At 67.2% G+C, this 13,783-nt stretch carries 17 protein-coding genes; 6 read left to right on the top strand and 11 right to left on the bottom strand.

The genetic code is table 11. The features are described 5' to 3' along the window. Positions 1-54 precede the first annotated feature (54 nt). From ASE16_RS04600 to ASE16_RS04590, 3 genes are all read right to left on the bottom strand, one after another. Positions 55-1,287, bottom strand: coding sequence for a hypothetical protein (locus ASE16_RS04600; RefSeq protein WP_055891098.1), 1,233 nt, complete (start codon positions 1,285-1,287; stop codon positions 55-57). After that, complete coding sequence (locus tag ASE16_RS04595; RefSeq protein ID WP_157480104.1) at positions 1,284-1,661, bottom strand: hypothetical protein; 378 nt, start codon at positions 1,659-1,661, stop codon at positions 1,284-1,286. Before ASE16_RS04595 ends, ASE16_RS04600 begins: the two co-directional genes overlap by 4 nt. A 365-nt stretch (positions 1,662-2,026) precedes the next feature. Further along, positions 2,027-2,704 carry a TetR/AcrR family transcriptional regulator gene (locus ASE16_RS04590; protein WP_235500354.1) on the bottom strand — a complete coding sequence of 226 codons (678 nt, stop codon included), beginning with the start codon at positions 2,702-2,704 and terminating at the stop codon, positions 2,027-2,029. Positions 2,705-2,776: 72 nt separating this feature from the next. Between ASE16_RS04590 and ASE16_RS04585 the strand changes: the two genes are divergently transcribed. Beyond that, the gene (locus ASE16_RS04585; RefSeq protein WP_235500353.1) at positions 2,777-4,285 is read left to right on the top strand and encodes an MFS transporter; all 1,509 of its coding nucleotides are present in this window, start codon (positions 2,777-2,779) and stop codon (positions 4,283-4,285) included. A gap of 83 nt (positions 4,286-4,368) precedes the next feature. Here ASE16_RS04585 and ASE16_RS04580 read toward each other — a convergent pair whose 3' ends face one another. From ASE16_RS04580 to infC, 4 genes are all read right to left on the bottom strand, one after another. Next, a complete protein-coding gene (locus ASE16_RS04580) occupies positions 4,369-5,184 on the bottom strand; it encodes a TrmH family RNA methyltransferase (RefSeq protein WP_055891085.1) in 816 nt (271 codons plus the stop codon). A gap of 156 nt (positions 5,185-5,340) precedes the next feature. Further along, positions 5,341-5,727, bottom strand: coding sequence for a 50S ribosomal protein L20 (rplT, locus tag ASE16_RS04575; RefSeq protein ID WP_055891081.1), 387 nt, complete (start codon positions 5,725-5,727; stop codon positions 5,341-5,343). Between the two features lie 34 nt (positions 5,728-5,761). Then, the gene (rpmI, locus tag ASE16_RS04570) at positions 5,762-5,956 is read right to left on the bottom strand and encodes a 50S ribosomal protein L35 (protein WP_055891076.1); all 195 of its coding nucleotides are present in this window, start codon (positions 5,954-5,956) and stop codon (positions 5,762-5,764) included. Further along, the gene (gene infC / locus ASE16_RS04565) at positions 5,956-6,612 is read right to left on the bottom strand and encodes a translation initiation factor IF-3 (RefSeq protein WP_082581227.1); all 657 of its coding nucleotides are present in this window, start codon (positions 6,610-6,612) and stop codon (positions 5,956-5,958) included. The genes rpmI and infC overlap by 1 nt, the downstream gene beginning before the upstream one ends. 268 nt (positions 6,613-6,880) lie before the next feature. On the opposite strand from infC, the gene ASE16_RS04560 reads away from it, so the two are divergent. Continuing rightward, on the top strand, positions 6,881-7,243 hold the full coding sequence (locus tag ASE16_RS04560) for a DUF1844 domain-containing protein (RefSeq protein ID WP_055891069.1): 363 nt from the start codon (positions 6,881-6,883) through the stop codon (positions 7,241-7,243). A gap of 71 nt (positions 7,244-7,314) precedes the next feature. Here the strand turns inward: ASE16_RS04560 and ASE16_RS04555 are convergent, their stop codons facing one another. Together ASE16_RS04555 and ASE16_RS04550 are read right to left on the bottom strand one after the other, a co-directional pair. Then, entirely contained in the window at positions 7,315-8,703 is a 1,389-nt protein-coding gene (locus ASE16_RS04555) for a pyridoxal phosphate-dependent decarboxylase family protein (protein ID WP_055891065.1), read from the bottom strand. 10 nt (positions 8,704-8,713) lie between these two features. Next, complete coding sequence (locus tag ASE16_RS04550; protein WP_055891061.1) at positions 8,714-10,141, bottom strand: amidase; 1,428 nt, start codon at positions 10,139-10,141, stop codon at positions 8,714-8,716. 117 nt (positions 10,142-10,258) lie between these two features. Here ASE16_RS04550 and ASE16_RS04545 point away from each other — a divergent pair, with 117 nt between their 5' ends. Genes ASE16_RS04545 through ASE16_RS04535 form a run of 3 tightly spaced genes read left to right on the top strand, consistent with a single transcriptional unit; the run spans position 10,259 to position 12,308 of the window. Further along, positions 10,259-10,621 (top strand): GntR family transcriptional regulator, encoded by a 363-nt coding sequence (locus ASE16_RS04545; RefSeq protein WP_055891057.1) that lies wholly within the window; start codon positions 10,259-10,261, stop codon positions 10,619-10,621. Continuing rightward, entirely contained in the window at positions 10,618-11,535 is a 918-nt protein-coding gene (locus ASE16_RS04540; RefSeq protein WP_055891054.1) for an ABC transporter ATP-binding protein, read from the top strand. The genes ASE16_RS04545 and ASE16_RS04540 overlap by 4 nt, the downstream gene beginning before the upstream one ends. Continuing rightward, positions 11,532-12,308: a hypothetical protein gene (locus ASE16_RS04535; protein WP_055891051.1), complete on the top strand. Its 777-nt coding sequence runs from the start codon at positions 11,532-11,534 to the stop codon at positions 12,306-12,308. Before ASE16_RS04540 ends, ASE16_RS04535 begins: the two co-directional genes overlap by 4 nt. 35 nt (positions 12,309-12,343) lie before the next feature. Here ASE16_RS04535 and ASE16_RS04530 read toward each other — a convergent pair whose 3' ends face one another. After that, a complete protein-coding gene (locus ASE16_RS04530; RefSeq protein WP_055891048.1) occupies positions 12,344-12,799 on the bottom strand; it encodes a VOC family protein in 456 nt (151 codons plus the stop codon). Between the two features lie 64 nt (positions 12,800-12,863). Between ASE16_RS04530 and ASE16_RS04525 the strand changes: the two genes are divergently transcribed. Further along, complete coding sequence (locus ASE16_RS04525; RefSeq protein WP_055891045.1) at positions 12,864-13,202, top strand: DMT family transporter; 339 nt, start codon at positions 12,864-12,866, stop codon at positions 13,200-13,202. Here the strand turns inward: ASE16_RS04525 and ASE16_RS04520 are convergent. Next, the gene (locus tag ASE16_RS04520; RefSeq protein ID WP_055891647.1) at positions 13,186-13,734 is read right to left on the bottom strand and encodes a DUF2781 domain-containing protein; all 549 of its coding nucleotides are present in this window, start codon (positions 13,732-13,734) and stop codon (positions 13,186-13,188) included. The genes ASE16_RS04525 and ASE16_RS04520 overlap by 17 nt on opposite strands. Between the last annotated feature and the right edge of the window lie 49 nt (positions 13,735-13,783).

Raw genomic sequence — 13,783 nt, 5'->3', positions numbered from 1 at the left:
ACCCAAGTTTAGTGGGCCGCGCTTGCCGTGGTTCCCCGGGATGAGACGCTTCGTCTACCGGTCGAGTCCGAAGGTCATCGCCCAGTGCGCATCCTGTTCCATGGTGTGGCGCACAGCTTGGGTGATGCCGTGGCTGAGTTGTGCGACCCGCACGATGTGGCGGTCGACCCGTTCGTCGACCTCGCTCACGGCGTCCACGTCGACGTTCTGGTGGACGTGCAGGCGGTGCTTGTCGATGCAGCGTTCGATGTCGTACGCGGTGATCGTGGGTAGGAGGGCGGCGGCGTTCTTCGCCGCGAGCAATTCCGCCTCCATCCGGGGAATGATGCGACCGTTGGCCTGCGTGATCTGGGTCAGCGCGCTCACCATGCCGCCGATACTCGCCGCGAGGCCGAGAGCGGCAACCGTGTTGACCGCCACGAGAGCCCCGGACGTGTTCTTCGCCAACGATCTCATCGCCACCGGGCTGCGGGCGATCCCGGCCAGCATCAGCAGGGCGGGAGACACCACTGTCGACGCGCCGGGAAGGAGCGTATCGACGACGTTCGCGAGAATGTGTTCGAACTGTTTGCCTGTCGCCCCAGCACGCTTGATCGAACCATCCGGGTTGAACTTGAACGCGCCATCCTCGCCGATGTCGTGATACTTCAACGTCGACCGGCCCCGCGTGTCGGACACGAAAACGGCCGCGCCGGTCCGGTTGCCGTAGAGGTTGCCGATGAGATCCCACTCGTTCACGTAGTTGCGCACCCGCAACCGGCCCGCTTTCTGGTCGGCCTCCAACCGCTTCTTCGCCGTGGGAGACAGAAACTCCCATGGGTCCGGCCCGTTGAACGTCATCGCGCCCCAGTCGCGCTCCGCCGCCACCAGCAACGCCAGGAACCCACCCAGCGAATGCCCCACCGTCGACACCGACGATCCCGGATACGAATCACTCACCCGATCGGCGAAGAACTGCGCGTCAAGCACCTGCGACATAGGACCCTGCGCACCCCCGACAATCGTCTCGACATCCGCCAAAACATCAGCTCGATGATCCGGATTCGTGCCCGCAAACGACACCACAATCTGCGACATGTCCGGCACTCCACCCACCACGGGAACAACTGCCATCGCCTGAAAACCATTCGCCGCATGATCCTCGGTATCGATCACCCGATACTTCTGCGTGTGGTCGCCGCTGCCGACGCGGAACTCCTCACCGACGGCCAGCGGAGGGTCTCGGATCAAACGATCCACTCGGTATACCTCGTTGGCAAGGTCCCTGTACTGCTCGGCCGTCGTCACTCGATCACCTCCGACGTTCCATCGCTATAGACCACCGTCAAAGGAAGATGCGGAGCAGGCGTCGGCGCTTCAGGAGGCGTACCGGTGCCGCCTACGAACGCGGGGCCGAGGTCGGGGCTGATGATCACGTAGTACTCACGGCCCTCGATTGTTGCGATCGCGTTCACACTCCACGACGCACCGAGTCCCCCACGACTGCCGTCCTGGGTGAACCGGACCTCTTCGACGTTCGGTTGGTACTCGTCACGGAAATAGAGCGCGGACGCGCGCTGCTGGTCCCGAACGGGAGGATCTGGTGGCATTAGGCGATCTCCAATCAACGAACAAGAGGACAGACCTGCAATCAGCGCGACGCCCAGCAGGGCAGCGCTCACCACTCGTCCGACTACTCGCACATCTCTCCGCTCCCGCCACGCCCGCCGACGAACCCGAACCCGAACCCGAACCCGAACCCACGGCATGACGGACTGATCCCGGTCACCATAGACACGCCATTATATCAAACGTGACACTGTCAGATACGGAATCCCGACCCCGGAAGCGTGAAGCTGCTCCTGTCACGGATCAGTTCGGGGCCGACGAGCAGGTATCGCCCGCAAGAGATCCCCCGCGGCCGCGGCCGGGTTCTGGGGACACGCGAGTGCGCTCTTCACGGAACCGGCGTGACCCACAAGCACCGTGGGCCCCACGTCCCCATCCGGAACCGACCGCCCTCGACCCGGCTAGCCGAGCACGACGCCTAGCGAGCGCTCCCCTGCTGCTCGGCCAGCCCGACCGCAGGCAGCAGCACTCCGTCGATCAGCGAGATGAGGAACTCCCTGTCCACCGGCTTGTGCAGGATGAGCGTGCGGTACGACGCCATCGACGGCGTCACGAGCGAGAGCGTTTCGACGTCGCAGTCCGCCGCGATCTCGCCCCGCTCGATCGCCCTGCGCATGAAGAACCTGTTGACGGATGCGCGGGGCTCGACGATCGCGGCGTTCACCGCTTCCGCGAGATCGGGGTCCTGTGCGAGCATCGAGATCAGCCCGGCCATCACGCGCAGCTTCTTCTCCGCGTCTTCGAGGCTGTGCGGTTTGATCATCGCGAGCATGTCGCCGCGCAGCGTGCCGGTGTCCGGCAGGGTCTCCGGGTCGATGTCGACCTTCTTCATGCAGGCGACGGCCTCGATGACCAGCTCGGCCTTCGACCCCCACCTGCGGTAGACGGTCGCCTTCCCCGCCTTGGCCCGTGCGGCGACCATGTCCATGGTCATCCGCTCGTATCCGGTCTCCGCCAGGACATCGAGGGCGGCCGCCATGATCTCCGGGTCGCGGGTGTGGTCGCGTTTGCGGCCCAGCTTCGCGGGCGCCGTCCGCGTTTCGTCAACGGTGTCGAGCTGCGTCATTGCGGCTCCCTTCGTGTTGTGGCTGTGCATCCAGACCATTGTAAGGTTAATTTTAGAACTCGGGAGATCCGGAACTCGTTAGTTTCGTATATGCTGACCTCCATGTCGCAGAATCCCCCTCCCGTTTCGACCCGCCGCTGGTGGACGCTCGTCACCGTCGCCCTCGCGCAGCTCATGGTCGTCCTCGACTCCACGGTCGTGAACATCGCCCTCCCGTCGGCACAGGCCGACCTCGGCTTCAGCAACGCCGACCGCCAGTGGATCGTCACCGCATACTCCCTCGCCTTCGGCAGCCTCCTGCTGTTCGGCGGCAGGCTCTCCGACCTCATCGGCCGCAAACGCGCCTTCATCATCGGCCTCATCGGCTTCGCAGGGGCGTCGGCTCTCGGCGGCGCGGCAGGCACCTTCGGGATGCTCGTGGGAGCCAGGGCGCTGCAGGGCGCGTTCGGCGCACTCCTCGCCCCGACCGCCCTCGCCGTGCTCACCACGACGTTCACGATCCCCAAGGAGCGTGCGCGCGCGTTCGGCATCTTCGGCGCCATCGCGGGAGCCGGCGGCGCGGTCGGCCTGCTCCTCGGCGGATTCCTCACCGAACAGCTCGACTGGCGCTGGAACCTCTACATCAACGTCGTCATCGCGATCGTCGCCGTCATCGGCGCCAGCATCTTCGTGAGCAGCGTCGCCCGCTCCGGCCCTCGGCCGAAGCTCGACGTGCCAGGCACGATCCTGGTCTCCGGCGCGCTGTTCAGCCTCGTCTACGGCTTCTCCAACGCGGAGACGGACGGCTGGGACTCCCCGCAGAGCTGGGGCCTGCTCGCCACCTCGGCCGTGCTGCTGATCGCGTTCGTGCTCTGGCAGCGCAGGGCCGCGCATCCCCTGCTGCCGCTGTCGATCGTGCTCGACCGCAACCGAGGGGCGTCGTACTCGTCGATCCTGATCGCCGGCGCAGGGATGTTCGGCATCTTCCTGTTCGTCACCTACTACCTGCAGACCACGCTCAGGTTCACCCCGATCCAGACCGGGCTCGGCTTCCTGCCGATGATCGTGATGCTGGTGATCGCCGCTCAGCTCTCGACCAACATCTTCGTGCCCAGGTTCGGGCCGAAGGTGATGGTGCCGATCGGCATGACCATCGCCGCGGTCGGGATGGTCTACCTCACCCACCTCGGCGTCACGGCGAACTACGCGTCCGACGTGCTGCCCGCTCTGATGATCCTCGGCACCGGCATGGGCTCGATCATGCCTGCGGCCATCCAGACCGCGACCCTCGGCGTCGACAGGCACTTCGCCGGTGTCGCGTCGGCGATGGTGAACACCAGCCAGCAGGTCGGCGGCTCGATCGGCACTGCACTGCTCAACACGCTCGCCGCGACGGCGGCCACGAACTACGTGGCGTCGCACCTGCCGCCGACCGCGTCCGTCGCAGCAGAGGCCGCCGTGCACAGCTACGCCACCGCGTACTGGTGGGGAGCAGGGTTCTTCGTCTTCGGAGCGATCCTCTCCGGCCTGCTCTACCGCCGCCGCGGGAACGGAGCGTCGCTCGGGAACCCCGGAGGCGCCCCCGTCTCCGCGGATGCGCAGGAGCCGAACGAGCCGGTCATCGCGCACTGACGGCCGCTCGCGCGGCGGTCGGCCGGGCCGGCTGGGCCGGCTGGGCCGAGACGGCTCAGCCCAGTCAGCTCGATCCAGTCGGCTCAGTCCAGGATGTCGGCCGAACGCTGCGCGAACGCGGACTCGTAGAGGCACACGCTCGCTGCGGTGGCCAGGTTCATCGACTCTGCGCGGCCGTAGATCGGCACCGTCACGACGCGGTCGACCAAATGCAGCAGGTCGTCCGCCAGACCGCGCGCCTCGTTTCCGAACACCCACACGGTGGGCTGGGCGAGCTGCCCGTCCGTGCGCGCTGCGAGCAGGTCCTCTCCCTTGATGTCGGCCGCGAGCACCTGCAGACCGGCGCCGTGGGCGCGCTGCACGACGTCGTCGAGACTGGCGCCGACCGCGACGGGGACGTGGAAGAGCGAGCCGGTGGTCGAGCGGACCACCTTCGGGTTGTAGAGGTCGACCGTGCGCCCGGTCAGCACGACGGCATCGGCCCCCGCGGAGTCGGCGGCGCGGATGATCGTTCCCGCGTTGCCAGGGTCGCGCACCTCTTCGAGGATCGCGACCAGCCGAGGCCGGTCGGCGAAGATGTCCTTCACCGAGGTGGGGAACTGACGGCACACGGAGACGAAGCCCTGCGGCGTGACCGTGTCGGCCATCGCATCCAGCACCTGCTCGGTGACGAACTCTACGTCGACACCGGCGTCGACGGCTGTCTGGGCGATGTCGCTGTATCGTTCGAGCGCCGTCGGCGTCGCGTAGAGCTCGACCACGAGCTCGGGGCGGAACGACAGCGCTTCTGCCACCGCCTGCGGTCCTTCGAGGAGGAACAGCCCTGTCTCGGCCCTGGCGGCGCGCTTCGCGAGTTTGGCAACGGCCCGAACGCGCGGTGAGCGCGGGTTGTCAAGCATGTCCCCAGCTTAGGGCCCGTCCCCGCATCATCGAGCCTGAAGTTGTTCAGGCGACACGCCGCTGCCTGGTGTGAACAACTTCGGACTCGACGGCGCGGAAACGCAAGAACCCGGCCGACGCGAGGTCGACCGGGTTCTGACGGTGGTGAGTGCGGGTTACGCAGCAGCCTTCGGCGCCGAGGTGTCGGCGGGGAGGGCCTTCTTGGCGGTCTGCACCAGAGCCGCGAAGGTGGCGGGCTCGTTGACGGCCAGCTCGGCGAGGATGCGACGGTCGACCTCGACGCCCGCGAGACCCAGACCCTGGATCAGACGGTTGTAGGTGAGGCCGTTGGCGCGGCTCGCGGCGTTGATGCGCTGGATCCACAGACGACGGAAGTCGCCCTTGCGCGCACGGCGGTCACGGTAGCTGTAGACCAGCGAGTGAGTGACCTGCTCCTTGGCCTTGCGGTAGAGGCGCGAACGCTGTCCGCGGTAGCCCTCGGCACGCTCGAGGATGACCCGACGCTTCTTGTGAGCGTTGACCGCCCTTTTTACTCTTGCCATGTCTTCTTTACTTCCTTAAAAAAGTCGGGTGGGGTTACTTGCCGAGCATGCGGCGGATGACCTTGGCATCCACCTCGGGAACGACCTGCTCCTGGTTGAGGCGACGCTTGCGGTCGCTGGACTTGACCTCCAGGTTGTGGCGCATACCGGCCTGCTGCTTCATGACCTTGCCGCTGCCGGTGATCTTGAAGCGCTTCTTGGCCCCGGAGTGGGTCTTCTGCTTGGGCATTATTTCTCCTCGTTCGTCGCCTCGGCGGGCGAACTCTCTTCGGACTGAGCAGAGTCGTCTGCGTCAGCAACCACCTCGGTGTCGCGGCCCTGGGCCCGCGCTTTCGTGGCGGCACGTTGTGCGTTGGCCTCGGCCTTGGCCTCTGACTTGTTCTTCAGAGGGCCGATGACCATGACCATGTTTCGACCGTCGATGGTCGGGTTGGATTCCACCGAGCCGAACTCGGCGACATCTTCTGCGAAACGCTGGAGGAGACGGACGCCCTGGTCGGGTCGCGACTGCTCGCGACCCCGGAACAGGATCATCGCCTTCACCTTGTCGCCGGCCTTCAGGAAGCCTTCGGCGCGCTTGCGCTTCGTCTCGTAGTCGTGCTTGTCGATCTTGAGGCGGAACCGCACCTCTTTGAGGATGGTGTTCGCCTGGTTGCGCCGGGCTTCCTTCGCCTTCTGCGCAGCCTCGTACTTGAACTTGCCGTAGTCCATGATCTTCGCGACAGGCGGCTTGGAGTTGGGAGCAACCTCAACCAGATCCAGGTCTGCTTCCTGCGCGAGACGGAGGGCGACCTCGATTTTGACGACGCCGACCTGCTCTCCGCTGGGGCCGACAAGTCGAACTTCCGGGACGCGGATACGGTCATTGGTACGGGGATCGCTGATGCTTTTCTCCTCTGATCAAGCGATACTTCGCGGCCGCGATCTCGTCGGGTGACGACACCGGCGAAAGAGGATTTTCCACGCACCAACGCATTCCTGCGATTTCTCGCAGGCCTGGTACAGCACCCTGTCTACCCCCGCGCTTGCGCGCGTTGGCGGAGTGCAACAACCCGGTAACCTAGTCAAGCGGTCAAGCGCGGGTGGGAGGAATCTCCACTTTCGTACCGAGACAGAAGTCCCGGAGCCCGAACGATTCTAACAGAGGAAAGCAGTGAGCGACACATCCCACGTCTTCGACGACTCCGACGACGTCAGCGCGGCCACCCGCGACATCTCCGAAGTCCCCGCCGTCGAGGTCATCACGACCACCGCGGTGCACCTGATGAGCGCCGCCGCGGTCAAGTGCGGCCTCGCCGACGACCCGGATGCGCAGACCGACCTCGACGAGGCCCGCAAGCTCATCGACGCCCTCGCCGGCCTGGTCACCGCGAGCGCGGCGCACCTCGGCGACCAGCACGCCCGCAGCCTCCGCGACGGCCTGCGCTCCCTGCAGCTCGCCTTCCGCGAGGCGTCCCCCATCCCCGATGAGCTCGGCAAGGGTCCAGGCGAGAAGTACACAGGGCCGGTCAACTAGCTCCGGCACCACCCCAGACATCGCCCGCCGGCATCCCCGCCGGCATCCCCCGCCGGCATCCGGCCGCCAGGCTACGGGATGCGCGTGAGGGCGTCGGCGACGGCGGCAGCGGTGCGCCGGGCCTCCGCGCGGTCGGTGAGCCAGTTGCTCACCGAGAAGCGCAGCACGTCGCGCCCGTGCCAGTGCGACGGAGAGCCGAAGGCGACGCCGTCGCGCGCCAGCTCGCCGGTCACGGCGCGCGTGCGCTCGTCGCTGCCGAACGTCGCGCAGACCTGCGTGAACACCACGTCGTTCAGGATGCGCACCTCCGGCAGCTCGGAGAGCCGCGCCCGGAGCTCGTCGGCCGCGTCCGCCAACCGCTCCACCAGTTCGGCCACCCCGTGCCGCCCGAGCTGGGCGAGCGCCGCGTACGCCGGCACCCCGCGGGCGCGCCTGGACAGCTCCGGCACCCTGTCGTTCGGATCGGAGCCCACCTCCGTCGCCGTCAGGTACGCGGCGTGCTGCGCGAACGACGCGTGCAGCAGCTCGGGATGCGCGACGATCGCGATGCCGCAGTCGTACGGCACGTTGAGTGTCTTGTGCGCGTCCGTCGCCCAGGAGTCGGCCGCCGCCATCCCCTCCGTCAGGTGACGCAGCCGCGGCGACGCTGCGGCCCACAGCCCGAACGCCCCGTCGATGTGCACCCAGGCACCGGCGGCGTGCGCGACCTCCACGGCGTCGGCGATGGGGTCGAACGCACCGGAGTGGACGTTGCCTGCCTGCAGGCAGACGATGGTCGGCCCGTCGCCTTCCGCGAGCGTCTCGCGCAGCGCATCCACCCGCATCCTGCCCTCGTCGTCGGCGTCCACGAGCTGCGCTGCGCCGAGCCCGGCGAACCGGCCGGCCTCGTCAAGGGAGCCATGCCGTTCCGCACCGGCGACGAACCGCACGCGCGGACCACCGGAGAGGCCGTCCGCAGCGACGTCCCATCCCGCCTCGCGCAGCACGTGGTCGCGGGCCGTGACGATCCCGACGAAGTTCGCCATCGTCGCGCCTGTCACGAATCCGGCCTCCGCGGCGGGCGGGAGACCGAGCAGCTCGACGATCCACTCCCCCGCCAGCTCCTCCGCCGCGACCACTCCGGGCGTCACCGTGCGCAGCGTCGCGTTCTGGTCCCAGGCGGACACCAGCCAGTCGGCGGCGAGCGCGACGGGATGCGCACCCCCGATCACCCAGCCGTGGAAGCGCGGAGAGTGCATCCTGAGCAGCCCGGGCTCGATGGCGTCGCCCATCCGGCGCAGCACCGTCGTCGCGTCGTCTCCGCGATCCTGGATGCTCCTGCCGAGCGCATCCTTGACCTGGTCGATGGTCGCCGTGGCCGGGATGCTGCCGTCGCGGACGCCGTCGAGCCACCGCTCGGCGAGCCGCGACGCTTCGCCGAGTGCAGGACCGAACGAGTCGTCCACGCTCACGCCGGTCATCGTACGCCGGTCACCAGACCGGCGGGTATCGGAGCTGCCAGCGCACTTTCCGTTCGAGCTGGGCGGCGAGCGACAGCAGGGTGCGTTCCCCGCCTGGACGGCCGATGAGCTGCACGCCCATCGGCAGGCCGTCGTCGGTCTGCAGGATGGGCAGCACGATCGCCGGGAGCCCGGAGACGTTCAGCATCGACGTGAACGGGGTGTACTGCACCTGCTGCTCGAAGTTCCGCTCGCCGTCCTCCTGGTCGTACCAGCCGACGGGGCGCGGGGTCATGGCCATCGCCGGGGTGAGCACGGCGTCGAACGACGAGAGCTGCCGGATGAGGGAGCGCTCGTACGCGGTGAGTGCCGAGAGCGCTTCGCTCAGCTCCCTCGCGCTGATCGCCCTCCCCTTGCCGAGCAGCCACTTCGTGAGCGGTTCGAGCAGGTTCTCCGCTTCGCCCTCCGCCGGGATGCGCGCTGCGCCCGCCTGCCAGATCGTGCGGAACGCCGGCGCGTACGTCGGGTCGGAGACGAGCGCGGTCTCCTCTATTCCGTGGCCCATCGCGGTGAACGCATCCACTGCTGCGTCGAGCGCCGCCCTGGCCTCCTGGGCGATGACGATCTCGTATGCGTCGTCCCAGGCCGAGGTCGTCATGACGCCGAGCTGGAAGCGGCCCTCCCCGCGCACGGCTGTGCCGAGGAAGGGGCCGTCGTCGTCGTACGGGGCGCGCAGCGTGTAGTGGTGGTCGATGCGGCCGTCGCGCTTGGCGATCATCCCGTCGAGGAGGAGGGCTGCATCGGCCGTGGTGCGTGCGAGCGGGCCGTCGACCACCAGGCCGGCGAGCGAGTCGATGCCGCTGCCTGCTGGGACGAGCCCGCGCGTCGGCTTCAGACCGACCAGGCCGCAGGCGGCGGCGGGGATGCGCACCGAACCGCCGCCGTCGGAGCCTGGCGCGAACGGGAGCATCCCGCTGGCGACGGCGACGGCCGCCCCTCCGCTGGAACCGCCGGAGCCGAGCGACGGGTCCCACGGGTTCCTGGCGGGAGGGGCCGCGAGCGACTCGGTGTATGCGGGGAGGCCGAATTCGGGGGCGTTCGTCTTGCCGAGGCTGACTGCGCCCGCCGCATCCAGCGTCTCGACGATCTCGTCCGAGGTGTCAGGGACGAAATCGGCCAGCAGCCGCGAGCCGAACCCCGTGCGGACTCCTGCGCGCATCCACAGGTCTTTGTCGCCCGACGGCAGGCCCCAGAGCGGTGCGGTCTTCGGCACCTCGGAGGCGAGCCGGTCGGCGCGCGCCAGCGCGTTCTCCCTGGTGACCGTGACGAAGGCGCCGAGCTGCGGGTTGAGCCTGTCGATCCGGTCGAGGTAGTGGGAGGCGAGTTCCCTGGGTGAGACCCTGCCCGCCTGCAGTTCCTGCCAGAGGGCGAGAGCGGTGAGCTCGTGGAGTTCGGCCATGCTCCGAGGCTATCCCCGCCGATCCCCCGCCGAGAAATGTCTTGACAGATCGTCGTCAACCTGGTTGGTTAGTTACATCAGTAACTAACCCATGAGGTTAGAGAGCCGGAGGTACCGATGATCGAAGAGGGAAAGCCGATCTTCGTTCAGATCGCCGAACAGATCGAGAACGACATCATCGACGGCGTGTATCCCCCAGAGACCCAGGTGCCGTCGACGAACGAGTTCGCGGCCTTCTACCGCATCAACCCCGCCACAGCAGGAAAGGGCGTCAACATCCTGGTGGACGACGGGATTCTCTACAAGAAGAGAGGAATCGGCATGTTCGTTGCCGACGGCGCCCGCGAGCGCCTCATGGCCAAGCGGCGCGACGCGTTCCGCGACGAATACCTCCGCCCCCTGCTCGCCGAAGCGGCGAAGCTCGGGATCGGCCCCCAGCAACTCACCGAAATGATCACCACGGAAGGAGTGAGCGCATGACCGCCACAGCGACACCCACCTCGATCGCGCCTGCCGTCCACGTCGACGGCCTCACCAAGCGCTTCGGATCGTTCACCGCGATCGACGACATCAGCTTCACCGTCAAGCCGAACAAGATCTACGGCCTCCTCGGCCGCAACGGCGCGGGCAAGACCACGATCATGCAGCTCCTCACCGGCCAGGTCTTCGCCACCGCAGGTGACGTCCAGGTGTTCGGGGAGAGCCCGGTGGAGAACGCCCGCGTGCTGCAGAACCTCTGCTTCATCAAGGAGAGCCAGCGCTACCCGGACGACTTCCAGCCGAAGCACGTCTTCCGCAGCGCACCCTGGTTCTTCGAGAACTGGGATGCGGAGTTCGCCGAGCAGCTGATCGCCGACTTCCGCCTCCCGGTCGACCGGCGCATCAAGAAGCTCTCCCGCGGACAGCTCTCGGCCGTCGGCGTGATCGTCGGCCTCGCCTCCCGCGCGCCGCTGACCTTCTTCGACGAGCCGTACCTCGGGTTGGATGCGGTCGCCAGGCAGATCTTCTACGACCGCCTCCTCGAGGACTACGCGGAGCACCCGCGCACGATCATCCTCTCCACCCACCTCATCGACGAGGTCGCCAACCTGCTCGAACACGTCATCGTGATCGACCAGGGACGCATCCTGATCGACGAGGACGCGGAGGAGATGCGCGGTTCAGCGACCACCGTGGTCGGGCAGCGCGGAGCGGTCGAGCAGTTCGTCGCCGGCCGTGACGTCATCCACCGCGACGGCGTCGGCGGTCTCGCCTCCGTCACGGTCTCGGGTCTGTCGCAGGGCGACAGGGCGCAGGCCGTCGCGGCCGGGCTCGAACTCAGCCCGGTCTCCCTCCAGCAACTCATCGTCCGCAAGACCAACGTCCGAGCGACAGAATTCGAGCAGAGCGCATGACCGCCATCACGCCGGAGGCCGTGAACCTCCGCACAACGCCAGCGTCCGCCCACCGCATCTGGCGGGTGGTGAGACTGAACCTGGTCAACAAGTGGACCACCATCTGGGTGCCGATGATGATCATGGGCTTCATCTGGCTGGTGAACTACCTGATCTGGTGGATCATCTGGGCCGCGACGGCGCCCGCCGACCGCGCCCACGCCTTCGAGGGCACCCAGTGGAGCGGCGGTGGGTTCTACATCTTCGTCTACATGCTGGTGGTCGGCATCCAGGTGATCTCGATGACGTTCCCGTTCGCGCTCGGCTACAGCGTGACCAGGCGCGACTTCTACCTCGGCTCCGCCCTGACCTTCGTGATGCTGGCGGCCGGGTACGCCATCGGCTTCACGATCCTCTCCGCGCTGGAGGAGGCGACGGGCGGCTGGGGCCTCGGCGGCCACCTGTTCACGTCGATCTACTTCGGTGGAGGCGGGTTCTTCGCCCGCCTGTTTATCGTGTTCGTGGCGATGCTGTTCTTCTTCTTCGTCGGCTCGGTCAGCGGCACGCTGTACATGCGCTGGCGGATGAACGGCGTGCTCGTCGCAGGAGCGGCGCTCGTGCTGATCATCGTCGGAGCCGTCGCCCTGATCACGTTCACGTCGAGCTGGCACGCGGTGGGCGAATGGTTCGCAACGATGGGCCCTGTCGGAGTGGTGGCGTGGCTGCTGGTCCCGACGGCACTCGCGGCGGTCAGCGGATACTTCGTGATCAGCAGGGCCACGCCGAAGAGCTGACGCTCGCTCCGCTGTCGACCCCATCGCGGCCCCTGTCAGGCGCGGTCGCCGAGTTCCTGGAACACGGTGAGCTGCAGCCCGGCAGGGGCCGCGAGTCGTGCGTTGAGCGAGTTCCACGGCGTGCGGGTGGGCGGCGCGATAAGCTCGGCGCCCGCATCCACCAGCTCGGCGGTGACTGCGGCACTGTCGTCCACCTCGAACGCCAACCGGATGTGCGGAGCCACCTGCCTGCCCACCTCGACGTCGTCGATCATGGCCTTCTGGGCTGGGTTCGCGATCTCCAGGGTGGCGCGGCCCGCATCCAGGATGGCCACCTCCGCTCCCCCGTCGCCGGAGTACGACTCCTGCTCGTCGAGGCCGAGCACGTCGCGGAAGAACGCGAGCGCTTCGTCGTAGTCGTCCGCCTCGACCACGATCCTGAGCTGGCGGACTCGTGGCTTCTGCCTCTGGTGCTCGTCGGGGTGCTGGGGCTGCTGGTCGTCCTGGTCCATCGTGTGGTCCTCCCGCTAGTTTGTGTACTGACCGGCATCCGGCCGTCTGACAGGAGCAACAGCAGTGCTCGGCTACCTCTTCCTCGGCATCGCCATCGCCACCGAGGTGATCGCGACCACGTTCCTCAAATTCACCTCGGGAGACAACCCCAAATGGTGGGCGTACCTGATCGTGGTGGTCGGCTACGTCGCCTCGTTCGCCGCCCTGTCCCTCTCGCTCGGTCGCGGCGTACCCCTCGGCATCGCGTACGCGATCTGGTCGGCGGTCGGCGTGGTGGCGATCGTGATCATCTCGTGGGTGTTCTTCAAAGAATCCCTCACCTGGGTGCAGATCGCCGGCATCGTGCTCGTGATCGGCGGCGTCGGACTGCTCGAGCTCGGGGGGGCTAGAACCGCCGCGTGAACGGCAGCGGCTTGCGCATCCGGATCAGCAGCAGCAACGGCACCAGCACATACGGGCCGTTGTAGAGCAGGAACATGATCGGCTGCGGGGTGCGCTGGGCGGCGTCGCCGAAGAACTCGACGCCGAAGATCGGGATGCCCGTGAGGCTGATGATCATCGTGGCGTAGATCACCGCATATAGCTGGATCCAGTTGTAGCCCTTCGACAGGCAGATCACGAGCAGCACGTAGAACGGCAGGTAGATGAACGCCGAGGTGCCCGTGATGAAACGCAGCCAGATCGGCGGGTTCTGGTAGAGCGGGTCGTACTGCGACGAGTACGTGTAGTTCCACTGCGCGAACAGGTTCGTGGTCGTCGACGTCTGCGGGATGCCGAGCGTCGGGATGGCGTCGCTGATGATGCACGTCACGATGAACAGCGAGAACATCACGATGAAGAAGATGTCGACAGGGCGTTTGCGCAGCGGCAGGTTCGCGGGCGTCGCGGGGGCGGCGGAGGCGACGCGGCCGTTGTCCGGAGTCACGGTGGTCACGAACGCCACCTTAGTCACCCGTCGCGGCGAGCGGCGCGAGGCGACGGAT

The organism is Leifsonia sp. Root227 (assembly GCF_001428745.1).
Classification (GTDB): domain Bacteria; phylum Actinomycetota; class Actinomycetes; order Actinomycetales; family Microbacteriaceae; genus Leifsonia.
Note: the sequence above shows the minus strand (reverse complement) of the source record. Positions and strands in the feature narration are given on the sequence as shown.